The sequence below is a fragment of the Nocardia sp. NPDC049149 genome (assembly GCF_043197455.1).
Lineage (GTDB): Bacteria > Actinomycetota > Actinomycetes > Mycobacteriales > Mycobacteriaceae > Nocardia.
The window spans coordinates 718,297-740,964 of sequence record NZ_JBICTD010000003.1 but is presented as its reverse complement, the minus strand read 5'-3'; the positions used below and the strand labels follow the sequence as shown (position 1 = coordinate 740,964).

Genomic DNA, 22,668 nt, shown 5'->3' with positions numbered 1-22,668 from the left:
CTGGGTTCGGCCCGCACAGAATCGCTCGAGGTGGTGGCGCGCGGGCGGGTTTGTCCGGGCGGACGCCGGTGGGCGGCCCGGTGCTGTCATCGGTTCGCTGGTGCGCGGCTATTCCATACACGGTCCTTACCTGAGATTCATCGGGGGCGTCTTGGGGAAGACGACCGGCAGTTGAGACAGGGCGCGGTGGAACGGCCCAGGGCGCCATACCAATTCGTCGGCGGGGACGGCGAGCCGCAGTTCCGGCAATGCGTCGAGCAGCAGGTCGATGGCGTCGTGTGCGATCAGCTGCGCGAACGACCTGGCGAGCACGGGGCAGGCATGCGGTCCGGAACCCCACGCGAGATTCCATCCGTTGCCCGCGTAGTCGCCGGTGTTGAGCTCAGGGCCGTTGTTGCACGCCGCCATGCTGGTGATCACCGGCTGGTTCGCGGGCAGCCAGACGTTGTCGATCACGATGGGTTGCAGCGGGTAGGTGATGCAGTAGTTGGCCAGCGGCGGATCGGTCGCCAAGATCTCGTCGAGCGCCGAGGTGGTCGACGGTGCGAAGCCGAGTTCGTTGCCCATGAACCGCTTTTCGTTGGTCAACATCAGCAGCACCGTGTTGGCGATGAGGTTCTGCGGTATCTCGATGCCCGCGGAGTAGCAGGTGACGAGCTGATGGATCATCTCGGTGTCGGTCAGTTCCGCCGGATGGCGCACCAGCCGGGTGGTGAGGTCGTCGCCGGGCACCGCGCGCTTGAGCCGGGTGAGGTCGAGCAATGCCGCGTCGAGCATCGCGTTCACGGTGGCCGTGTCGACCCCTTCGAACAGTGCCTTGCTCGCTTCGGCGACCTGCTGACCGATCTGTGGCGGGCAGCCGAGCATCTGATTGAGCACCGCGAATACCAGCGGAAGACTGTAGTCGCTCAACAGATCCGCGGACCCGGTCTCGCAGAACGCGTTGATCAGCGGCAGGGCGGCCGATTCCACCATGCCGTGCAAGGCGTGCTGGTCGACCCCGGCCAATGCGTCATTTGTCGCCTTGCGATACCGTGTGTGCTCGACCGTGTTTCCGTTGCTGCGCAACGCATTCGGTCGCCATTCGACCATCGGCATGATCGGCAGGTTCGCGGGAACGGTCTTCTGCCATGGCCGGGGATCGGCGGACATGTGCTCGGGATCATTGAGAATCCTGACCGCGGTGCGGTAGCCGATCACCAAGGTGGCTGGCACACCCGGCCAGATTTCGACCGGCACCATGGTGCCGTAGCGGTTGCGCATACTGCGGTATGCGCCGTGTGGATCGGCCGCGAATTCCTCGGTATAGATCGGGATTCGCGGTCCGACCGCCTCGATCGGCATGGGGGGATTAGTCGTTGGGGCGGTTTGAGCGTGCACAGGCACTGCCGAGGTTCTCCTTGGTCGGGCGAGAGGTGTGGGATTGCCGCTATGTGCGCACACACGTAGCCACCGCGAACCGGGGTATCCGGATCGCGGTGGAGGTGTGGTGGCTCGGCGTGCCTACCGAGGTAATCGGAACAACGGGAACAGGTTCGAGGGCAGCGGATTGGGCGCACGATGGAACGTGGACACGCTGGAACTCCTCTGCTCGCGCAGGCCGGTGAGCAACCTGGGGGTCCTGCTCATGAAACCGGCCGGTATCTCGAAGATGTTCGAATGCAACAGTTTTCAGTCAATCTCTTCTGACGATACGCAGCGCCGCACCCGTCACTGTTCCCGGCGCTGGGAACAGCAATCGCGGCAGGCTCGTTCAGTGCTGGGCCGCCGCGGGTTGCCGCGCGGCAACCCGATCCACTGCGGCGAAACTGTAGAAGGGCGGCATCGGATGTCCCGCCGGATCCTGCCTCGGCTCGATACCGAGCTGGGACCAGCTTCCCGCCTTGCCGACGCGCAGGACCGGAATGCCGTTGACCGTGTGGATATCTCGATCGACACCGCTGCGCTGCAATGCCATAGCGGCGGGCGGGCCGACCAACGGATGCGGGTCGCCGTACTCCCGAATCGGCAGCACCACCGGACTACCCGGATTCGCGGCGAGCGCACGCCGGAAGATCGGATGGTTGGCGACCAGCCGCCCGAGCGTCTCCCCGGAGACGCACGCGAACGTCGGCAGACCATCCTGCAGCACACTGATGACCGCGCGGCCGCAGCGCACGTGCGTGAGCAGCAGAATCGGCGGCGCACCGGCCGCGAGCACCGCGTCGTGCCAAGGCGCTCTGCGTGCGGGCCCGAAGTCCCATGCCTGCGGTTCACCTCGGCCCGTTGGCAACGGAGTGACCAGACTGAAGTAACGATCACCCCGGCGAATCCGCTTCCCGGCGTACTGCTGGTAGGCGGTGTCGCGCTGGTCGAGCATCGGCAGCGTCACCCCGACACAGCGACCGTCGGCGGCGGTCAGCGCGGTGATCACGACATCATCGGTGGCGTATTTCTCCGGCCCGTGAAAGTTGGTCCAGAGGAGACTGTTTGGCACCATGGCGATCCGATCTGCGTGCTGATACGTCCAGCACAATCGTCGGATTTCGGCGGCCTGCGCGCATGGGGTGATACCTGACGGCTATCCCGTGGCATACCTACCTACCAGGGTGACTGGGGGGAAGGTCGACCGGCGAGGTTCCTGCGTGCCCGGCCGACGCCGCCGCGGCGAACCTGCGGCACCGGCCCGATGTGGTGCGCTAGATCAGTTCACCATCGCGACAGAGGCTGGAGCGCCGCCACGACACCGGCGGCGGCGTCGTTCCGTCGAAGTGCCAGCCCGAGATCGGCCCCGCGGCTTTCCACCACAGAGAGCCGTTCCCGTCCTGCATGACCTCGAAAATATCGTCGCGGCCATCGATGAGCTGATCGCCGACGCAGTAGTCGGTGTAATCGGTGCCGGGTTGCAGCGCGCCCGCGCTGAACCTGCCGCGCGGATTGGCCTTGGCGCCGGGGTTCGTCACGGTGGTGCGCGCGTCCGTTCGCGGGCCGCGCAGCCACCGTGCGTAGCCACAGGTGAACTCCCAGCCGCCGGCAACGACCGTGCTGCCCGGTGCATGCGCGGCGCCTGCCCAGAGGCAGTCGGCCCCTGGGCTGGCGTGCGCTGCTCCGGACACGACGCCGAGGCCGAGCAGTCCGGTCGTCAGCACGGCCGCGGCGAGTCGGCGGGGGAGGGTGGATCGAGTTGCTCGACCGGTCGTGATCATCGACATCGTCATCCTTCGTCGGTGTCGTGCTTGCCGACGAGGTCCGAGCCCGGCAAGCAACAGCGTACCATCAAATGATGTGCCGCTGAGTAACGGTACGCAACGAAGGGTTCACCAGGGGTGGAAAGACGCCGAATCCGGAATCAGGCCGGGACGGCGTGGCGCATGTCGTACGTGACCCGCTCCGGCGAACCGGCGACGACGTGGCCGAGCCCTGCGGCGATGGCGGCGATGGCGGCGCCGACACTGCTGATGCCTGCGATCATCGCGGGAATATCGAGTTTCGCGGTGGCGGGGATCTGGTTCTCCCCGGCTGCCGACCCGAGGAGTTGGTGCAGCACGGCCCGGACACCCGAGGTGAAATTGCTCGGCGGCGATGTCGTCATGTCACGCAGCTCCGGTGCTTTGCTGTGCAGGTAGAGCAGTGCCGCGCACACGCACACCGCGGTCACCGCGCTGCCGACGACCATCAGCAGTGCGAAGAGGTTGCTACGGGTCCCGAGGTACAGCACTACCGCGCAGGCGGTGGTCAGTGCGGCGACGGCCGCGAACATGCCCCAGGTGCTGTGCAGGGAGATGTAGTCGTTGCCCGGCATCGTCGCGTGCAGGTGTTCGCGGTCGATCCGGCCGAAGGCGTTGGCGCTCACATCACCCCTCGGCCCGGTGGCCGAAACCCAGGGTTGAAAGAGCAAGCCGAAGGTCAACAGGCTCAACGCCGCAATGAACCAGAATTTCCGGTCTTGGCGCGGCGTGGCGGGACATGGGACTGCTACGGAAGGTGAGTTAGCCATCTTCTCTGAATCATTTCGCGAGGTGTGTTTGACGGGTCGGATTCCACCGGTACGCGTCGCTGCGAATGCGGAGTTTTTCGAATCAGAATCGATGGGCGTCTGTGGCCATCTGGCACCAGGCTAGGGCTGCCGAGTTCGAGTGGTCAAGGCGTGTCGGGCCGACCCTGCCGTCGTCTGGCGGCCCGTAGATTTCCAGGACATTTGACCAATTTCGGCGAATTGCTGGGCTGACGGGCGGGTTTCGGCTCCGCGTAGCTGATCGATAACTAATGGCACGTCAGATGACGTGCCACTTGATCGTGATGCATCACACCTTCAGCGGGGTGTCAGTTGCCCGACTTGATGAGCGACACGCGCACCGGTGCCGGATCGACCTCGGCCCGGCGATTGCGCGCCCACTGCGCGGTCGCCGCAAGCGCCGAGAACACCGCGATCCCGCCCGCGAACCACGCCCACGAGGTGAGACCGGCGGTGGCCCAGGTGTATCTGTTGACGCCGGGCAGCGCATAGGTGCTGTTGCCCGAGGCCCAGCGAATCAGCAGGCCCGCCACGCTGCCTGGGTCGCGCGGCGGCCCGTTCGCGACCATGTTCCTGACGTTCGGCGCCTGCCGGTTCACGTTGACCAGGGCGAAAGCGACGAAGAGCGACATGGCCACCGAGGACGCCATCACGGCGGTGGACAGCGCCTGAGTACGGGCTCGAAGGTTGAGCACCGCGAGGACGACGGTGAGGATGGCGGCGATGCAGGCGAGGACGGCCCAGGTGCCGTTGATCTTCGCCATTTGTGGTGGCGAAGTCGACCAGAGGGCGACCAGGGAACTGGAAATCTCGTACTTCCCGAACGGCGTCGCCTTGATCGTGCCGTCGGTCGCCGACGCTCTGATCCACGGCTGGAACAACGCGAAGAAGGTAATGAGGTTGCCCATCGCGGCGCAGGCATAACCCCAGTGGCCGCGGAGCCAGGCCAGCTGCAGTCGCAGCGCGGTCACGGTGGCCACGGCGTCGAGGTGTCGCCTGCGCGCGGCGCGCTGCGTTGGCGTTGGCGTAATAGCTTGTGCCTGTTGCTGTTTGCCCGCTTGCCACGGCGTTGGCTGCACCATCGAACCAGTTTAGGGGGCCGGACCGCGGCGAATCGTGGTCCGCATCACCACTGCCGGGAAGTGTTGCCGGACAGTGCCGGCGCGGATCGTGCGTCTCAGGCCTTGGGTTCGGCCGAAGCCGGGGCGGGATCGGACTCCGGTGCGCGAGTGGCGGGCCGGGCACTGCGGGTGATGACGATGGGCAGCTGCGACGGGATGCGCAGGTGGATGCGCAGCGGGCCGGCCGGACGGTTACGCATCCACTGGGTGCATGCGGTCACTGCCGAAATCACCGCCATCGCGGCGCCGAACCAGGCCCAGGCGGTGAGACTGGCGGTGACCTGGGAAACTTTGTCGAGGCCCGGCACGGGGTATTTGCCGTTGCCGTTGATCCAGCGCATCAGCAAACCGATCTGTCCACCGAGATCCCTGGTGTTGCCGTACCCGAACATGTCGCGCAGTTCCGGCCCTTTGCGGTTCATGTGGATCAGCGCGCAGACCACGAAAAATGCCGTGGCAAGGGAGGATCCGGCGGCCACCCGGAAAAGGATCTCGGTGCGTGCCCACAGATTGATCACCACGGCGGAGACGGTGAAGGCGACGGCGACGGTAGCGAGGACTGCCCACGTGCCGTTGACCACCGTCGGTTTCGGTGGCTTCCCAGACCAGAGAAAGACGAGGGAGCTCGAAACCTCGTATTTTCCAAAGGGCGTTGCCTTGATCCAGCCATCGAGCGTTGCGGCATTGATCCACGGCTGGAACAGCACCGAGAAGGTGACGAGGTTGCCGATCGCCGCGAACAGGTAGCCCCACTGCCCGCGCAACGCGGCGACGTGCGGTCCGAGAGAGGTGACAAGGTGCGCGACTTCGATCCGGCGGGCCAATCCAGCCCGCGCGGTGCGGCTCGTCGGGCCGGTGTGCCCGGGTGGATTCTTGCCCGCTTGCCAGGGTGTTGGCTGCACCATCATGCGAGTTTAGAAGCCGACGATGCGTGATCTCGGTGCGTGCTCACCGCTCGTGGGAAGCTTGCCGCATGGCCAAGAGTAATCGGCTCGGTCAGGGGAATCCCCCTTCGATCGCCAGCCATTTTGTCGGCAGGACCCGTGAGCTTCGACAGCTCGGCGAGTTGCTTTCCGGCATGGTCAGGCTGGTCACCCTGGTCGGGGCGGGCGGCATCGGCAAGACTCGCTTGGCGGCCGAGGCGGTGTCCCGCTACACGAAGAGCCGGAAAGTTCCCGTCTATTGGGTGGGTTTGGCGGGCACGGCCGCGGGCGCGGAGGTAGCGGCGCTCGAATTCGAAGTGGCGCACGCCGTTGTCGATCTCGACTTCTCCGATCGTTCGCGGTGGAATGCCGTGGTGGACCGGCTCAGCCGCACGGATGCGGTGGGGGTGGCGGTGCAGTCGGTGCTCGTGCTCGACAATTGCGAGCACGTCCTCGCCGCGGCGGGGGATCTCATCGCCGAGCTGCTCGACGTGGTGCCCGGGCTGTCGATCGTCGCGACGAGCCGGGAGCCGATCGGCTGGGTCGACGAGCGGTTGATACCGGTGCCGCCGCTCACCTCCGAGCAGGCTCTTTCGCTGTTTCGGCATCGTGCGAAGCTCGTCAGCCAGCCACTCGCCGGCGCCGACGATGCGAGCATGGCAGGCGAGATCTGCCAGCACATGCACTATTTCCCGCTGCACATCAGGCTGGCCGCCGCGCGGCTCACCCGCCAGCCGCTGCCGCTGATCTTGCGCGACCTCAACGGCGCCGCGTCCGACCGGCGCATGCAGTGGTCACAGCCGCCACTCGGCGGTGCCGACGAGCGACACCGGAGCATTCGCGACGTGATCGCGTGGTCCTACGAACTGTGCGAGGACAACGAACAGCTGCTGTTTCGCCGGATGGCGGTGTTCGCCGTCGATGTCGACGTGCCCACCGACGATGCCGTCGTCGGCGGGCAATCCGGCGGCGGGGGAGCGGAATTGGCCGCCGTGGTGGCGGTGTGCGCCGACGAGGACGGCGCCGACGGACGACCACGACTCAGCGCCGCCGAGATACCGGAGCTGCTCGAGCGCCTCGTCGACCGCTCGCTGGTGGCCTCGCATCTCTCGACCGATGCCGTCTATTACGCACTGGCAGAAAGCTTTCGGATCTTTGCCCAGCAGCAACTGTGGCAGCAGCGGGACGGGGACGACGAGTTCGCGATGCTGCTCGCACGGCACCGGCGGTACTACCGCGACCGGGTCGTGCGTGCCCGCGCGAGCTGGTTCAGCACACAGGACAAGCCGTTGCTCGAATGGGCGCGGCGGTCGTGGGACAACCTCGGCATCGCGATCGAGTCGAGCGTCGCGACCCCCGAGGACGCGTCGATCGGCCTGGAGATCTCGCTCGGTTTGCTCGCGCTGCGCGCGCCGTTGTTCGTCGGGTCGCTGCCCGAGATCCGCCGCTGGACCGAGAGCGCGCTGGCGGCGGTGCGACGGCCGGGGCACCCGCACACCGAGCTGGAGATCGCCGCGATGGGTCTGCTGGTCTGGAGTCTGATGTCGGAGGGCGGCTATCGCGCGGCCGAGCGCCTGCTGGAGGCGGCCGTCGCGGCCTGTCTGCCCGACGCGGCGGCGCGCGCGGGCTGGCGGGACCGGCCGGACGCCGACCTCGGGCTCGCGCCGGAAGTCGAATTCGCCAGGGGCTGTGAGCTGATGCTGGCCCAGCGCGATCCGCGCGCCGTCACGGTGCTCGCGCGTGCGCGCGAGCTGGCCACCGCCCGTGGCGATTACGGCGTAGCGGCGATCAGCGAAATGATCGAGTCGTGGGCCGCGAGCCTGCTCGGGACCGCGCCGATCGCGATGGCGACGACCCGGCGCTACCTCGACAACGCCACCCGCGCAGGCGCAACGATGGCCATGACATGGGCTCAGGTGGCCAGGGCGATCGCGCTGACCAAGCACGGTGACCCGGTCGAAGCGCTCGCCGCAGGCCGGGCCGCGCTGGCCGACCAGGTCCCGATGGGCGATCGGGTCGGCGCGTTGTGGGCCGTGCACGTCCGGGTGTGGTCGCTGTCGAAGATCATCGCGACCCGCGGCGACGGCGTCGACAAGCGGGCGGCCACCCGCGAGCTGGCCCGCGAGGCCGCGCACCTGATCGGCGGGGCCGAGACGCAGCGCAGGATGTTCGGCATCGTGCTCGGCAAGCAGGGCCTGCTCGCCGATGAGCACACGAGGGCGATCGAGACGATTCGAAACGTCCTCGGCGCCAAGGTCTACGACGCGGTGGTCGCCGAGGGTGTTTCGCTCCGGTACGAGTTCGCCGAGGCGGAACGCCTGGCACTCGGCGACTTCTCGATCCGCGCCGAGAGCGCCGACACCGTGCCTGCGGACGACGTCGCGGCGGCCTGGCTCGACCTCACCGAGTCCGAGCAGGATGTCGCCGTGCTGGCGGCGGCAGGCTGGACGAACAGCGCGATCGCCGCTCGGCGCGGCAGCTCGTATCGGACCGTGGACGCCCAAATGTCGACCATCTTCCAGAAGTTGCACATCACCTCCCGCACGGAGGTCATCGATCGAATCCCTGCCGATCAACGTCCCCGGGTGCGCGACGCCGCGCAAGACCGCCCACGCCGCCGTTGACTCCGGTTGCGCCACTGCGGTTCCCGCGTGCGCGGGCGTGCCTGCTGAGCACGTGATCAGCGTCGGCGGGGCCGATGCTTGGCAGCCTCGTCCACCGGGCCGCCCGCCGGGGTTTCCGCGGTCGGTCACGGCCAGCGGATCGACATGGAGATCGATCGGGTAGGGCGGCTCTCCATCGCGGTAAGCGCGGCGGACGCTGTGCAGTCGCCCTTCGGTCCTGTCGAATACCGAGCTGCCGCGCAATAGTCGAACCGGCCCCTCTCAGCGGTGGGAGGGGCCGCCAACGCGGCTGTGAGAGCTTGTATTCGGCACAGGTAGGCGCCTGTCCGAGCGAAGCCGGTGCCATGCCCGGTGGAGGAAGGTGATGGCGAGTACGGCTCAGCAGCTGCGTGCCGAGATCCCGATTCCTGTGCAGGAGATGGTGTTCGGTCGCGCGTTCCCGGAGGGCGATCCCGAGCGGATGCGACGGGCGGCGCAGGCGTGGCGCGTGCGGGGCGAGTTGTACGCCGACTTGCGGCGCAAGGCCGAGGCCGTGCAGGTGCACACAGCGGCTGCGCTGAGCGAGTCGAGCCGAGCGGGTGCCTCGGTGGCCGCCTATGCGAGTGCGTTGCGCGAAGACCTGGCGCAGGCCGCGGAATTCTGCGCCGGAAAAGCGCGGCAACTGGAGCAGAACGCCCTCTCCGTGGAGAAGGCCCAGTGGGAGATGACGGTTTTCGCGGTGGCCGTGATGTATCAGCTGCTGTGCGCTGGCGGGTGGGGCGGCATCGCGGGGATCGGGGTCGCGACGCAGGCGCGGGAGCGATTCTTGGCAATGCTGGGGAAGCTCGTCGCGACAGTCGGCAGCGAATCGGCAGCGGCTGCGGTCCGGTTCGCGTTGCGCGCGTTGGGTTTCGGCGCATTGCAGGCGGGCGTTGACGTCGCCGTGCAGCTGGCGCAAGGTGACCATCGAGATGAACTCGACGGTGAGTCGATCATGCTGGCCGCGCTGGCAGGCGTCGGCGCCGGTGTAGGTGGCATGGTCGGAGCACGACTCGCGACGAATGCTTCGGCGGCGCAAACATCGTGGGGACGCCTCTTCGTCGCCGGAGCGGCCGGTGCGAGCGGCGTGCTCGGCGGTGCGGGCGCGGTGTCGCTGGCGACCGGAGAGTTCCAGGTGCACGGTGCGCAGTTGCTCGGCGGTGCGGCTATCGGGATGGCGGTCGGCGCGCGGGCGAGCGCGGATTCCGCACCGCGCCCTCCGGCGGCACCGGAACCGCGTCGTTCGGCGGCACCGGAACCTTCAGCGGCACCTGAAGAGTCGCTCGCTGTGCCGGATTCGCCGCGGGATCTGGTGAAAGCCAGTACGCAGCAGCGTGATACCCCACAGTTCAGCAATCCGCCGGATCTTCTGGCGACACTGTCGCGCATGGCCGAGCGTGCATCGATGGACGCGCTGTGGCGCTCGGACGCTGTCGAGATCGTGGGTCCGGGCGGGTTGGGCGGCCGTGGTGGCGCCGATGGGTCGCGGCCGCCGGACGGGACGAGCGTGCGTGGCTCCGATGGCGGTTCGCTGGCGGCAGGTGCTGTTCCAGGTGGCGGCGACGGCTCGACGATGCCGGGTTCCGGTGGTGGCGACGGCGTAGTGTTTCCGAGTCCCGTTGGTGGCGAGGGAATTTCGCCGCCGCGGAGTCAGCCGACCGGCGGTGGCGGCGCTGGCCCGGCACCGGCGCGGTTCCAGGTCTGGCGTACCGAATACTCGGGAGCGGGAAACCTCGACGTCCATGGACCACGCTCGACACCAGACCCTGGTTCGTTCGGCCCGAACGACGGGCCTGCGATGAGCGGGCACCCCTCGATGTCGGGACGGTGGGAATCGGGACCGGGTGCGCCGGTGCACGACGGATCGACGAGCAGACCCGCAGTGCTGGAGTTGCCCCGTCCGCAGCCGGAAAGTGTTGTCGTGCATGATGTCTCCCCGCAGCGACCGATGACGTCGGAGCCGGGCGAGCCGTCGGCCATGCGACCCGACACGGACCACTCGACCAGCAGGCCACGGTCTGCTGCCGACAGCCGCGACGACGGTCCGATCGCGGCACCCGCCGTGTCCGAGACTGGCACCGGCCGTAGTGCGGGTACGCAGGCGTCAGGGTCGGGGACCGGCACGCCGGTTGCGGCACCCGCCGTGTCCGAGACTGGCACCGGCCGCGGTGCGGGCACACAGGTGTCTGGGCCGGGGACGGGCCCCCCGAGCGCGGCCACCACCACGGCACCACCGATGGCGATCGTGCCGGTTCTTCCGGTCCAACCGGATCCGGAAAGCCCAGGCGCGCCGCACGATCCGACACTCGACAAACCCGAACTCGATCCCATGGGTAAACCGGGCGAGATCAGGCAGCCCGGCCGGATCGACGACCCCACCGAGATCGGGGATGTGCGAGAGCCGCTGCCACCGGTCGGCGATGTACCGTCGTCCGCGCCGCCTGCGGTCCCGCCGATATCGATAACGATGGATGCCGAGTCCGACGCACCGCAGGACGGACCAGCAGACGACAGACCGGCTGCGGATGCGGATGCTGCCGGTCGAGATGGCCACTCGGACAGCGAATCCGGCGAACCGTCGGACGCTGGTGCGTTGCCGCTGTTCCCGATCGGAGGTGCGGCACCCGACGAGGCAACGGAACTCGGCGATGACACGCACACGCTGTACCGCGTGGTTTCCGAGGAATATGCACAGGTCAAGCAGACCGTCACCGCTCTAGCGCCCTTGTTCGGTATCGAGTCGGTGGAGCTGGCGGAGCTGGAGGGCATTCACGCCCAGCTGTTCGGTCGGTATGCGGCGATGGCGGCGGGTCTCGGCGTGGACTTCGAGGATGTGCTCGACACCGCACTGGTCGAGCAGATCGAACAGCGACGCATCGACGCACCTGAGACGACCGACACCGGCCGTGACCTGGTGCTGGTGCGAGTGCTGCTCGACAGCATCGCGGATCTCGCGATCATTCAGCCACTTGCCGAGGGACTCGACAGGATCTTGCGGGAACTTCGCGAGGCACGACACCTGCGCGCTTATGCCAAGAGACAACTGGAGCTGGCGCGCATGCGAGTGCCTGACCTCGCCGGCGAAGGACCGATCACGCCGCAGGAACACCTCGAGCGGGTGCGTGCGCTGCGTGACGCAACGCGCGCGAGGTTGACCGAGTTGCTGCCCATGGGTGCCCTCCGCGATCAACTGCACGATGTGTGGCGCGCTCCGTCTCGATATCCCACCGCGGTGGCGGCGGCTGGGTTGCAGTATTTGCAGCTCGACGAGTTCGTCCTGGCCGCTGAGGAGTTGACCGCCTGCGAGGCATGGTCACGCGACCTGGCGCAGGCGACGGCACATTTCGACGGGCGAGCGGCGCGCCTGGTCGCCGAGGAAGACAGCATCACTGATCTCTGGGGCGAGATCGCCGATCTTTCGCGGGAGCTGAACATCGGCGATGTGCGCCCTGGTACCACCGCGCTGGATGATCTGCTCCAGGAAATTGCCGCGATGCGTGCCAGCGACGCCGCCGACCCTCGGTCGGAGCAACGGGAGCAGCTCGAGGCTTTGGCCAGTCGGATCGAGGACGTGCAACTGTTCAGGGCCGAATCCGTTGGGCCATGGGTCGAATTGACGAACGAGGTCGGCGAATCAGTGGCCAGGCTGGACTATCGAGGGGAGCTGGGGTCGGGCTTGCGTGCTGTGCTCGATACCTCGACGTTAGCGAGCAGGCAATTGGCACGCGCCATCACACAACGGCTCTCTGATTTCGATGACGCTCAGGCGATATTGCGGGATGCACTACACCCGTCACGGGCAATGCTGGCCGAGCAGCTGAGCCGGGTGCGCAACACCCTGTTCGAGGCGCTGCGTGCCGCCGGGGCCACCGGGATCCGTCCCGAAATGTTGAATGATGGTGACACGGTGTTCCAGCTGGTGCGCGATACGCAGGAGCGCAGCGGCGACTCGCCGGAAGTCAGCGAAGCGTGGGATTCGTTCATTCCCGTCTTCAATGTCGTGCAATTCTTGCGCGAATACGATCTGGCAGAAGGTCGGCGGCAAACCATCGGCTGGGTTGGCGGACAGCTCAAATCTGTCTATTCGGACTACGAGCGGGCAGTAGCGCAGCGCTCGCAGTCCATCGATGCATCCAGGTCGTCCTTTCTCCGGATGTTCGTTCATGTCGAGCGTCTCGAAACGATCGCCGCGTCGATCGCCCGAATGGGTGCGGCGGCTACCGAGGCAACGATGGATATGGAACGGCTGCGTTATATCGGCACCAAGCACGGCCTGCGATTCACGGGCTTGCGCGCCGATCCGGGCACCTGGCTGCGCACCGAGACGCTACTGGAGTCGATTCGTCGCCGATTGCAGTTCGCGCTGGGAGTCGATCCTGAACTGTTGTCCGATGAGGAGCTCGTCGACCGCGGGCAGGCGGCCCGCTTCGGGCGACACACGGGCGCATACACCGGCGACGACGGTGCGCAGGCACGCGTCGATCCGAGCTGGCAACCGGTTTCGGACGCCAGCCTCGACACAACGGATACGGACCTTGCGCAGGTATGGGAGAAGGTGAAATCAGCCATCGTGCCGTCGCTGGTCGGTGACTTCCGTGAACTTCGGCTGATCGCCGAGTGGCGCACGGCGGTCCAAGAACGGGAGCAGATTCGGCGACGAGCCGAGGAGCTGGATGCCGGGTTGTCGGATCTTGCTGCGCGACCGGCTGATTCGCACTCGGCGAGCGACCCGATGCTAGCCAGTCTCGGCGACGTCAGCGCTCCGCGCAGCGATCTGCTCGCGCTGCGTGCGGAAGTCGCCGACATCCGTGACCGTGCCACCTCGCTGGTCATCACGGAGGGTGCCGCGGTCGGTGTCCGTTCGATATGGGACCTGGCGCCAGAGTCGGATACGTCACAACGGCTCGCGCGGTTGCGCGCGCACGCGGCGTCTGAGATCGCGCGCCGGTGGCCGGTCGACGCAGACCAGGTGACCGCGGAGTGGGTCGACGAACAGCTGTCTATCGAACGGGCGGAACCGGATTCGACGGCGAGCAAGACCTTGGCGCTGTTCCGCGCCGTCGACTCGATGATCACGGCCGGCGAGCGGTTTCACCGGGTCCGCAGTTGGGCGGGCGCTATCGATGCGTTGGACAGCAAGCTCGGTCAGATCAGGATATGGAAGGACCTGGCCGGGAATCTCGACGAACGTAATGTCTGGGCGGCGCGGTGGCGAGAAGTCGAGGAGCTGGCCCGTGGCCTGGACAGCGTGGCGCGCAGACGGCAGTTGGCGTTGCGCGACAAGGCGGCGACGGACGCGCAGCTACATGAGCTCGGCGCGACGAACGGCATCGCGAAGTCGGAGTACGTCGGCCGTGACGGACTACGGGTCGAGCCGTTGCATCGCATGCGATCGGTGGAGCACGACCTCCTGGTGCGCGAGCTCGCCAGGCTCGGCCGCACCGACACCCGCGAATTGTCACCGAGGCGAGTGCAGTTGACAGTGGAGCGGCTGCGGCGACTACTGCAGGACCAGCCGACACCGTCGGCCCTCGCCGCACTCGACCGTGCGCAACGGGTTCAACGAATCGACGAAATGATCAGTCTGGTTGGCACATCGAACAGTCTGGCGACGGAAATCGAAGGCGTGGAACAGGATTTGGCAGACGGTTTCGCGCGGGTGTCAGAGGTGCCGGACGGCCAGTGACGAGCTACCGGACACCGGTCAACGCGGCCGACACGACCTCGGTGACCGCACGTTGGGCGTCGTTCTCGGTGCCGGGGTGCGTGTAGTAGTCCACCCAGAACAGGTCGGCGTTGCGACGGACCACCGCCGAACCGTGGGCGGTGCCCCCATCGCCCACATCGCTGTAGGCGGCGCACGCTTCGTCGCCGAAGGCCCGGGTGCGCAGGAATTGTCCTGCGGTCGCGGTGCTTTCGCAGGACTCGGCGAGCGCCTTCGCCGCGCGCTCGGCGCCGGTGTCCCAGCCGATCCGGCCGTAGCGCAGCAGCCGCACACGCAGATATCCGTAGTCGGTGCTACCGACAGGACGGCCGTCGGCCGTCGAATAAATGCAGGCGGCATCCGGGCCGGTGGAATAGTTCGACGCGGTCTCCGGCACACCGTCGGGCACGAGGCGCGCCATCGTGGTCGGCCCGATCGCGAGGCACAGATCAGGCGGAGCCGCAGCAGGTGGTTCGGATTGCTCGGCCTTGCCATGCACGGTCGAATACACGACTAACCCCGCGAGACACAGCACGCCTGCCACCAGCGGCAAGACATAGCCCCAGCGGCGTCGCCTCCATAACGGCATCCCGGTCATCGTACCGCTGTTGAGGAATCTACCGAGTTCACACCATCCGCCGTCGCCGCAGATAGTCGACCAGGTCGTCGTACCGACCGATCGTGTCGGCGAACATCACGATGTCGCGCGCACTCTGCAGCCACGTGGTGACCGACGGCCGCACCTCGTCGAAGGCGCCGTCGAAATCTGTCATCCGGACCGGCCGTTGGAGGTGTTCGCGGACCGAATCCCACAGCGCTCGTTCCGAAGCGAGGTCGCAGAGGTAGGCGATGTCGGCGCCGGAGAAGTGTTCGGTGCGCAGCACCAGCGCCACCAGGTCGATGTTCTCCGTCGGTCGCGCGCGGAGATGAAAGCGCAGAATGGCTTCCCGCGCACCCGCATCGGGCGGTTCGACGAGGAGCAGTCGGTCGAATCGGCCGGGCCGCAGCAGCACGCTGTCGACATCCCACGGCTGACTGGTCGCGCCGAGGACGTAGACGCCCTCGTCCGCACTCGCGACCGAATCCATCTCGCTCAGTAGCTGATTCATGACCTCGCGCAGGCTGTTGTCCGGCCACGGCCATGCCCGATGGAAGCCGAGCAGGTCGACCTCGTCGAGGAACAGCACGCAGGGCGCGTTGCGCCGCGCGGTCTCGAACACCTCGTGCAGATTCTGTTCGCCGCCGACCGCGGCCCCGAGCACGTCGGACATCGCGATCGGGTAGAAGCGGGCGCCGAGCTCGCCTGCGACAACCTGGGCCAGGAAAGTCTTTCCGCACCCGGGCGGCCCGTACATCAGCAATCCGCCAGGCAGGCCGCGCCCATACACCTTGCGCAGGTCGGGATTTCGCATCGGCGTGAGATAGGTGAGCTCGAGGCGCTGTTTGACGGTGTCGAGGCCACCGACGTCGGCAAGCAGACTTTCGGGCCACTCGAGATCGGCGATCGTCGGCTGGACGATGTCGGCCATCTCGGCTTCGGCTGCGTGCCAGTCGAACTGGGGCGGTGTCACGACGGTGCCGAAATCGATGTGCAGGCGGGAGGCGGCAGTGGCGAGCAGGTCGATCGCGGCAGAATTTCCCGGATCGCATTGCAGCACTGCCGAGCAGTGGGCGACCGCCTCCGCGGATCGGCCCGCGTTCATCAGCAACGTCGCCAGGTGCATCCGCAGTGCGATGTCGTCCGGGCGGTTTCCGACCGCGCGCAACAGACTGTGCAGCAGTGCGGGCAACTCAGCGTCCGTCACAACAACCCCTTACCCTGACATCACACACTTCGAAATGGCTGGGATTCGACGGTACCGATCCGCCAGGTGGTGGCGCCTTGCCAGATCTGGGAGGTGGTTCCTGCCGCTGAGCCGGGCACGCGGCCCAGTGGGCGCATGTCGAATGCCTCGCCGGCAGCCTTGCTTCCCGCCGCGGGACACGCATACTGTCCACAGATTCTCTGTGTCCTAAGCATAGGGATTTCTTCCGGCCGCTCGTTTTCTGGGCCCGTGACCAATTCGGCTCGTTGGCGCAGCGGAGACGCTCCTGAGCGGGGAATGATCGCCAATAGGCATATCGGGCATAACGGTGATTGCGCCTACCGATGCCATACGCCTACCTACCGGGGGACTGTCAGTAGTACCCGGCAAGCGTGTTGCCCAGCGTGGGCACGGGTCGTGCGGCAGGAAGGGTGAAAGTTCAATGTCAGTGTGCTCGTTCAGGGATTTCCGTAAGCGTCCGGCCGATCTGTCGGACATTGCCGCACAGGTTGGCAGCGTCGAAGTGCTCTACCAGCGGATCCGCGAATTGCGCGCGGCGGGAATGGATTACGCGGCGAACACGATCGCGCACGAGATGCTCGATCTCGGTCTGCTCGATGATGCCCACGGGCAGGGAGCCGCGATCCTGTCTTTGCCGCGCACCGCGGGGTGAGTCGCGGACAATCCGGTTGACCGGTCCCGTCGACATCGAGGTCGACGGGGCGCGTTCCCACTTCTGGGATCGTTGAGAGTGCAACTTGTTCGTGCACCGTACAGTTGCCTGTGCAGCATGTAGGTCCGGCACAAGCTCGAATACCGGAGGTGTGCTGGGGAGGCGAAGGTGAGCGGCATGTCCGAAACGCATCCGATGCGGCAATAACATGAGCGGGATCAACCGTGCCGTCTCCGCGTTGAATGATGCGACGGTTCAGATAAGTACCGCAATGACCGATCGGCTCGGCGGGGCGTTGGTCGAGCTGTACCGAGGCCGTGTGTCTGAGAGGGTCCGGGGCGTCGTGAACGGAGCCAACGATGTGGACAGGCGAAATGCACTGAATCGGCTTGCTACCAAGGATTCGTTTCGTGATCCGGCAATTGCCGCAGCGGGATTGAATGCCCGAATACCTTCCGGTTCCGGTACTGGTTACGATTTAGATTTCGACTGGTTCAACCCGTCGTCCGCTACCCGTGTCAATCGAGAGATCGATGACTGCTTGCATCGGGTCAACCCTGGATATGACAAGGACGATCCCAATTGGCGTCGCAACTGCAGTGCTGTCACAATCGCGTACGAATTGCGACGGCGTGGATTAAATGTGGAAGCAGGGCCCGTTGCTGATACCCTGATCAAAGGGATAGAAGGTAACCATTCCTCGTTGGCCTGGGCGCAGGGGTGGGTCAAGACCGGTATCAACGGCTTATACCACGCATTCAGGAGGCCGGGATGGCGCGGCATGGTTGCGATCAGATACATCACCGGCGAAGGGCATATGATCAACGCCGAGCATGTACCAGAGACCGGGCTTCGGTTCGTCGATGGTCAGCCGAATCCACCCCTGACAGACGCGACGTCAAGGCTGAAATATGCGGGGGCGATATGGTTCAGGCGGCTGGATGATGTGGAAGAAATCCCACCACGGTCCATTCTCGAGGATCTCGGTATCCGATTCTTGGACTAATCGCCGCTCACGGATTGGTCGACGCGTACAGCACGTCACGCATGCCGGGCATGGTTTCGCTGTCGGCCCGCCACACCAGCCGGAGACTGAGGTCGGGCACCGAGAAGTCGAGCCTGCACAGTGTGCCCTGCTCGAGGCTGTCGGCGACGGCGAATTCCGGTAGCAGCGAAATCCCCAGGCCGTGTTCAGCCCAGGCGCGCATGACTGGCACCGCGCCCGCCTTGACCCTGGCGGGTGCCGGACCGAAGGCCTTGTCGGCAGCCATCCAGAACGAACACTCCGGCACGTTGACGAGTAGCCGCTCGTCGGCGAGATCAGCAGGGGTCAACCCGACTTTGGTCGTCAGCGGATGGGTGGGTGCCGCGATCAGCACCAGCGGCACCGGGTCGAGATCGACAAAAGCCAACCGCTCGGCAGGAGTCGAAAAGCCGAGATCGCCGAGCGCCGCACCGGAGTCGAGGAGCAACGCCGCTTCCAGCGCGCCACCCGCCACATCAGCGAGCAGCCCGGCACGGGATTTGTCCGAACGGACATCGACCTCGAGATCGGGCCTGCGCTCCGCGAGCCTGGCGAGCACCCGCGGAACGTAGGTGCTCGCGAGGGTCTCCAATGCGCCGAGTCGCAGCACCGGATGTTCCGCGCGCACTTCGTGTCTGGCTTGCTCGGCTTGCTCGAGCAAGCGGCGGGCCCACCCGGTCAGGCGGGTGCCCGCGGCCGTGAGTCGCATGCCCTTCGGGTCGCGAACGAACAGCGTCACCCCGAGCGTGTCCTCCAGTGTGCGGATCTGCTGCGAGACCGAAGAGGGCGCGAGTCCGAGGGCGACCGCCGCGTCCGTGACCGTGCGATGACGCACTACCGCCTCGAAGGTCCGCAGCTGCCGTAGCTCCATGCTGCTGGCAACTTCTTCGGGCATTCGGATATTCCGAACGCTGCGTGCGGCGGTGCCGGTGGAGCTGCAGGCCTGGCCATCGCAGAGTCGAACTGTCACGCCGCCGACAAGATCGGGAGATCACACCGCGCATGATCACGTTGCACACCGTCCCCACCGGACGAGCCAAGGCACTGGCCGGAGTATCCCTCGGCTACTTCATGGTGCTGCTCGATATGACCGTGCTCTCGGTCGCCGAACCGGATTTGGCGACCTCCTTACATACCTCGATCGCGGGGTTGCAATGGGCGACAACCGGTTACACGGTGGCCTTCGCCGCGCTGCTGCTCTCCGGGGGCGCGCTCGCCGACCGATACGGCGCCGATCGAGTCTTTCGCTGTGGCACAGTGGTTTTCGGCGTCGCCTCGCTGCTGAGTGCGATCGCGCCGAATCTATGGGTGCTGGTGGCGCTTCGGGTGCTGCTCGGCTTCGCCGCTGCGGGCTGCGTGCCCGCGTCGATGGCGATCATCACCCAGCTCTACCCCGAACCCGCCAAGCGTGCCCGCGCGATCGCGACCTGGGCGGCTATCAGCGGCGCCGCGGTAGCCGCTGGCCCGATTGCGGGTGGTGCGCTGGTCGGCGTCGCCGGATGGCGCGCGATATTTCTGATCAATGTGCCGATCGCGCTGGTGGTGCTTGCCCTCACGCTGCGATCCGTCACCACTGCCCGGGGTGACAACCGCATCGACTGGCCTGCGCAATGCGCGGCAGCCGCGGTGCTCGCACTGTGCACCGGTGCGCTGATCGCCGCGGGCGCGCAGGCCTGGGATGACACCGCCTGGTTTGCCGCGGGCGCCGCAGTAGCCGCACTGTTGTTCCTGCTGCTCGAAAGGCGCAGCACCGCACCAGTATTGAATCGAGCGTTGCTCGGATCGAGTCGGGTGCGTGCCGGTCTGTTCGCCGGCGCGGCGGTGAATTTCGCGCTGACCGGTGCCCTGTTCGTGCTCCCTTTGCTGCTGCAACAGCAGCGACAGCTCAGCGCACTGCTGACCGGTCTTGCCTTCCTGCCGCTGACCATCCCGTTCGCGGTCATCCCACCCTTCGCAGGCAAAGTCGTGGCCCGCATCGGCCCGCGCCGTCCGATCATGGCGGGCCTCGCGCTGCTTGCGACGGGCGGCGCGGTGCTCGGGAGCGCGATCTTCACCTCCGCCGCATATCCGATCCTCGCCGTTGGCCTGCTGCTCTCCGGATTCGGTGTCGCGTGCGCCCTGCCAGCGCTGGTGGCGGCGACCGTCAGTGCGGCGCCACCGGGTTCGGCAGGGTCGACTGGTGGGCTCCTCAACGCCGTCAGACAGGTCGGCGCCACCCTCGGCGTCGCGATCATGGGCGCCTTCGCGCTCACCGGGCCCGGCTGGTCGCTGCTGATCTCCGCGGCAGTCTGTGTGGCGGCCTTGCTCATCTTCTCCGCGGTGACGAACGGCCCCGGCCTGGGCGTATAGGTTGGCGAACATGGAAATGATTGCGCACGATCCGGATTCGGTCCCGGCGGCCATCGGTGGCTACACCAACGGGCTCGAGGTGGTCGGCGCGCGGCGACTGTTGTTCGTCAGCGGCCAGATCCCGGAGGACCGCGACGGAAAGGTGCCCGAAGACGCTGCGGGCCAATGCCGTTTGATCTGGGCGAATATCGTCGAGACGCTGTCGCACGCCGGACTGACCGTCGCTGAGATCGTCAAGGTGACGACCTATCTCAGTGATCGCTCCCTCGCGGCGGTCAATACGGCGGTCCGCACCGAGGTCCTCGGCGGCCACGAGCCCGCATTGACGGTCGTGCTCGCCGGAATCTTCGATGAACGGTGGCTGCTGGAGATCGACGTCATCGCCGCAGCTTGATCAGTGCCGGACCTGCCGCGGTAACCGGCGGCCCGGACGAATCACTCGGCAGCAGAAGCGGTATCAGCGAGCAGTGCGAGGAAAAGGCGCGATGCGACATCTTCGTACGGTTCGACCATCGGATCCCGGTGTGTTTGTGCGCCTGGCAAGGTCGCCGCGAAACTCCTTGCGGCGGTGGCGAGTGCGTCCATGATTCCCGCCGATCGCTGAAACGGCGATTTCTTGGTCCAGGCAAGCGATTTCACGGATTCTGGGAGCAGTTGGTCGCATGCGATTCTCAGGCAGAGCTTGTCGATCACCTGGTTGTCACTTGCGCGGAAGAGCGCCTGCGGCGCGAACGTCGCTGCGATTTCCCAGAATCGGATCGTCTGGAATACCCGCACGAAGCGGTCCGCGTATCCGTCGAGCACTAGGGGATAGAAGTCGGGGACGAGCCGGTAGTAGCTGAAGCTGCTTGCCACCTGTTCGCGGATCATCCGGTCGACGTCGTGCGTCGCCTGCGGAGCGTCGATGGGGTGTGGTGGTGTCTTTCCGCCGCCGAGAATGACGTCGGCGCCACTGCCGGTGAGAATCGCACCCACCGGGCCGATTCGGTCGAGCACCGGTACCGCGGCGAGGAGCGGGATCGCGTACGAGACCGACCACAGCTCGGGAATGCCGAGCCGCGCGATCGCCTCGCCCGCCAACGCGACCAGCGCGGCCTGGTCCAATTCGACGATCTCGTGCGACAAGCCGAGCGCCGACGCCGCGGCCTGCGCGTTCGCTCGATCGGTGCCTGCGGCGGTCACCATCGTGATCGCGTGCGGACGAATCCCGAGGTGCGCCAACGCCGCCGCGACCAGAATCGAATCGACGCCGCCGGACAGGAACACCACCGGATCACCGGTGTACGCCCCGAGGAGAGCCTCGAGCCGCGACAAGAGCTCGTCTCGGATCAGCGCCGCCGCCGCGACGGGATCGGAGACTGACCGCAGCTCCGGAGCGGGCGAGGTGACATCGCGCAGATCAGCGACATACTGCGCCGCCTCGCCGGTCTGATCGGCGGTGCCGCCGTCGATCCGAGGCGATGCGGTCATGGCTGTCGAGGCCCCTCGGGCTGGGAGGAATACGGCCGACCTACCTTCGCACGTAGATCACCAGCCTCCCACGCGTGGAAAACGCAGGTCCTTGATCGCCTTCACCGCGAGCACCGTGAAAAGAGCGGTGAATCTGATGTTCGGTTAGCAAACCGGTCGATTATCGCGCCCACGGCGCGATGACCGGCGGCTGGCCCGGGATGAGCCCCTGCCCGCCGACGGGCAGCACGACTACCGCCTCGAAGGGTTCCTCGTGCGGATTGGCCATGGCGAACTGCTGGTGTGCGGGCACGATGAGCGCGTCTCCGGCTGCGACAGTGAAGGTTTCACCGTCCATGGTCACGTTCATCGCGCCGGACAGGGCGATGAAGATCTCCTCTCGATCCAGGGCGTGCGGCGGGGCGTCGACGCCCGGCTTGATGGTGAGCCGCCACGCGCAGTTCTCGGTGGAACCGCGGCTCGGCGCGGCAAGGCCGATGAAGCTCGCGTGCTCGTTCTCGAAGTGCGGGGCTTCGGCGGCGGTGATGAGTGGCATGGTGTCTCCTACGAAATTGTTTGGTGGAGTGGACTATTGGGCCCAGGGCGGACTGACCGGGTCGCCCCCTGGCGCCTGGGCGTACGCGCCGACGGGCAGGATCGCCACAGCCTCGAACGGTTCGTCGCCTGGCACGGCGATGCTGAAAACGGTTTCTGCCGGAACCACCAGTGCGTCGCCGCCGCAGAAGTCGCGGGTCTCGCCGTCGATGGTGACGCGGGCACGCCCGGACACGGCGACGAAGATCTCCTCCCGCGACACCGCGTGCGCGTGACCGGGGTTGCCGGGGTGCATGGTGAAGCGCCAGACGCTGTTCTCGGTGGAGCCCCGGCTCGGCGCGGCGAGGCCGACGGCGGTCATGAGCGGGGCTTGGAAGGTCGGCGCGTCGGCGGACTTGATGAGGGGCATGGTGTATCTCCAGATATTCA

Annotated in this window: 18 protein-coding genes; 6 read left to right on the top strand and 12 right to left on the bottom strand. The window is 66.6% G+C overall.

Translation table 11 applies throughout. From position 1 onward, the window contains the following. Positions 1 to 126: 126 nt before the first annotated feature. The 6 genes from ACGFNJ_RS14270 to ACGFNJ_RS14245 form a co-directional block, all read right to left on the bottom strand. Positions 127 to 1,344, bottom strand: a complete 1,218-nt coding sequence (locus tag ACGFNJ_RS14270) for a cytochrome P450 (RefSeq protein ID WP_393447190.1) — start codon at positions 1,342 to 1,344, stop codon at positions 127 to 129. Between the two features lie 409 nt (positions 1,345 to 1,753). Next, a complete protein-coding gene (locus ACGFNJ_RS14265; protein ID WP_393447188.1) occupies positions 1,754 to 2,479 on the bottom strand; it encodes a hypothetical protein in 726 nt (241 codons plus the stop codon). Between the two features lie 199 nt (positions 2,480 to 2,678). Then, complete coding sequence (locus ACGFNJ_RS14260; protein ID WP_393447186.1) at positions 2,679 to 3,191, bottom strand: hypothetical protein; 513 nt, start codon at positions 3,189 to 3,191, stop codon at positions 2,679 to 2,681. Positions 3,192 to 3,328: 137 nt separating this feature from the next. Further along, positions 3,329 to 3,832, bottom strand: a complete 504-nt coding sequence (locus tag ACGFNJ_RS14255) for a hypothetical protein (protein WP_393447184.1) — start codon at positions 3,830 to 3,832, stop codon at positions 3,329 to 3,331. Positions 3,833 to 4,302: 470 nt separating this feature from the next. Next, on the bottom strand, positions 4,303 to 5,076 hold the full coding sequence (locus tag ACGFNJ_RS14250; RefSeq protein ID WP_393447182.1) for a hypothetical protein: 774 nt from the start codon (positions 5,074 to 5,076) through the stop codon (positions 4,303 to 4,305). A gap of 95 nt (positions 5,077 to 5,171) precedes the next feature. After that, the gene (locus ACGFNJ_RS14245; RefSeq protein WP_393447180.1) at positions 5,172 to 6,020 is read right to left on the bottom strand and encodes a hypothetical protein; all 849 of its coding nucleotides are present in this window, start codon (positions 6,018 to 6,020) and stop codon (positions 5,172 to 5,174) included. A gap of 68 nt (positions 6,021 to 6,088) precedes the next feature. Here ACGFNJ_RS14245 and ACGFNJ_RS14240 point away from each other — a divergent pair, with 68 nt between their 5' ends. Beyond that, a complete protein-coding gene (locus ACGFNJ_RS14240; RefSeq protein WP_393447178.1) occupies positions 6,089 to 8,662 on the top strand; it encodes a LuxR C-terminal-related transcriptional regulator in 2,574 nt (857 codons plus the stop codon). 364 nt (positions 8,663 to 9,026) lie between these two features. Beyond that, positions 9,027 to 14,366, top strand: coding sequence for a hypothetical protein (locus ACGFNJ_RS14235; protein WP_393447176.1), 5,340 nt, complete (start codon positions 9,027 to 9,029; stop codon positions 14,364 to 14,366). 4 nt (positions 14,367 to 14,370) lie between these two features. On the opposite strand, the gene ACGFNJ_RS14230 is transcribed toward ACGFNJ_RS14235, so the two are convergent. Further along, positions 14,371 to 14,973 (bottom strand): hypothetical protein, encoded by a 603-nt coding sequence (locus ACGFNJ_RS14230; protein WP_393447174.1) that lies wholly within the window; start codon positions 14,971 to 14,973, stop codon positions 14,371 to 14,373. A gap of 37 nt (positions 14,974 to 15,010) precedes the next feature. Then, a complete protein-coding gene (locus tag ACGFNJ_RS14225; RefSeq protein ID WP_393447842.1) occupies positions 15,011 to 16,108 on the bottom strand; it encodes an ATP-binding protein in 1,098 nt (365 codons plus the stop codon). 523 nt (positions 16,109 to 16,631) lie between these two features. On the opposite strand from ACGFNJ_RS14225, the gene ACGFNJ_RS14220 reads away from it, so the two are divergent. Both ACGFNJ_RS14220 and ACGFNJ_RS14215 read left to right on the top strand, forming a co-directional pair. Next, positions 16,632 to 16,862: a hypothetical protein gene (locus ACGFNJ_RS14220; RefSeq protein ID WP_393447172.1), complete on the top strand. Its 231-nt coding sequence runs from the start codon at positions 16,632 to 16,634 to the stop codon at positions 16,860 to 16,862. A 208-nt stretch (positions 16,863 to 17,070) separates the two neighbouring features. Further along, on the top strand, positions 17,071 to 17,868 hold the full coding sequence (locus tag ACGFNJ_RS14215) for a hypothetical protein (RefSeq protein ID WP_393447170.1): 798 nt from the start codon (positions 17,071 to 17,073) through the stop codon (positions 17,866 to 17,868). A gap of 7 nt (positions 17,869 to 17,875) precedes the next feature. On the opposite strand, the gene ACGFNJ_RS14210 is transcribed toward ACGFNJ_RS14215, so the two are convergent. Then, positions 17,876 to 18,781, bottom strand: coding sequence for a LysR family transcriptional regulator (locus tag ACGFNJ_RS14210; protein ID WP_393447168.1), 906 nt, complete (start codon positions 18,779 to 18,781; stop codon positions 17,876 to 17,878). A 107-nt stretch (positions 18,782 to 18,888) separates the two neighbouring features. Here ACGFNJ_RS14210 and ACGFNJ_RS14205 point away from each other — a divergent pair, with 107 nt between their 5' ends. Both ACGFNJ_RS14205 and ACGFNJ_RS14200 read left to right on the top strand, forming a co-directional pair. Next, complete coding sequence (locus tag ACGFNJ_RS14205; RefSeq protein WP_393447166.1) at positions 18,889 to 20,235, top strand: MFS transporter; 1,347 nt, start codon at positions 18,889 to 18,891, stop codon at positions 20,233 to 20,235. A gap of 10 nt (positions 20,236 to 20,245) precedes the next feature. Beyond that, entirely contained in the window at positions 20,246 to 20,629 is a 384-nt protein-coding gene (locus ACGFNJ_RS14200; RefSeq protein ID WP_393447164.1) for a RidA family protein, read from the top strand. A gap of 41 nt (positions 20,630 to 20,670) precedes the next feature. Here the strand turns inward: ACGFNJ_RS14200 and ACGFNJ_RS14195 are convergent, their stop codons facing one another. The 3 genes from ACGFNJ_RS14195 to ACGFNJ_RS14185 form a co-directional block, all read right to left on the bottom strand. After that, a complete protein-coding gene (locus tag ACGFNJ_RS14195; protein WP_393447162.1) occupies positions 20,671 to 21,705 on the bottom strand; it encodes an asparagine synthase-related protein in 1,035 nt (344 codons plus the stop codon). A gap of 160 nt (positions 21,706 to 21,865) precedes the next feature. Next, positions 21,866 to 22,240 (bottom strand): cupin domain-containing protein, encoded by a 375-nt coding sequence (locus ACGFNJ_RS14190; RefSeq protein WP_393447160.1) that lies wholly within the window; start codon positions 22,238 to 22,240, stop codon positions 21,866 to 21,868. Positions 22,241 to 22,273: 33 nt separating this feature from the next. Next, positions 22,274 to 22,648, bottom strand: a complete 375-nt coding sequence (locus ACGFNJ_RS14185; RefSeq protein ID WP_393447158.1) for a cupin domain-containing protein — start codon at positions 22,646 to 22,648, stop codon at positions 22,274 to 22,276. Positions 22,649 to 22,668 lie beyond the last annotated feature (20 nt).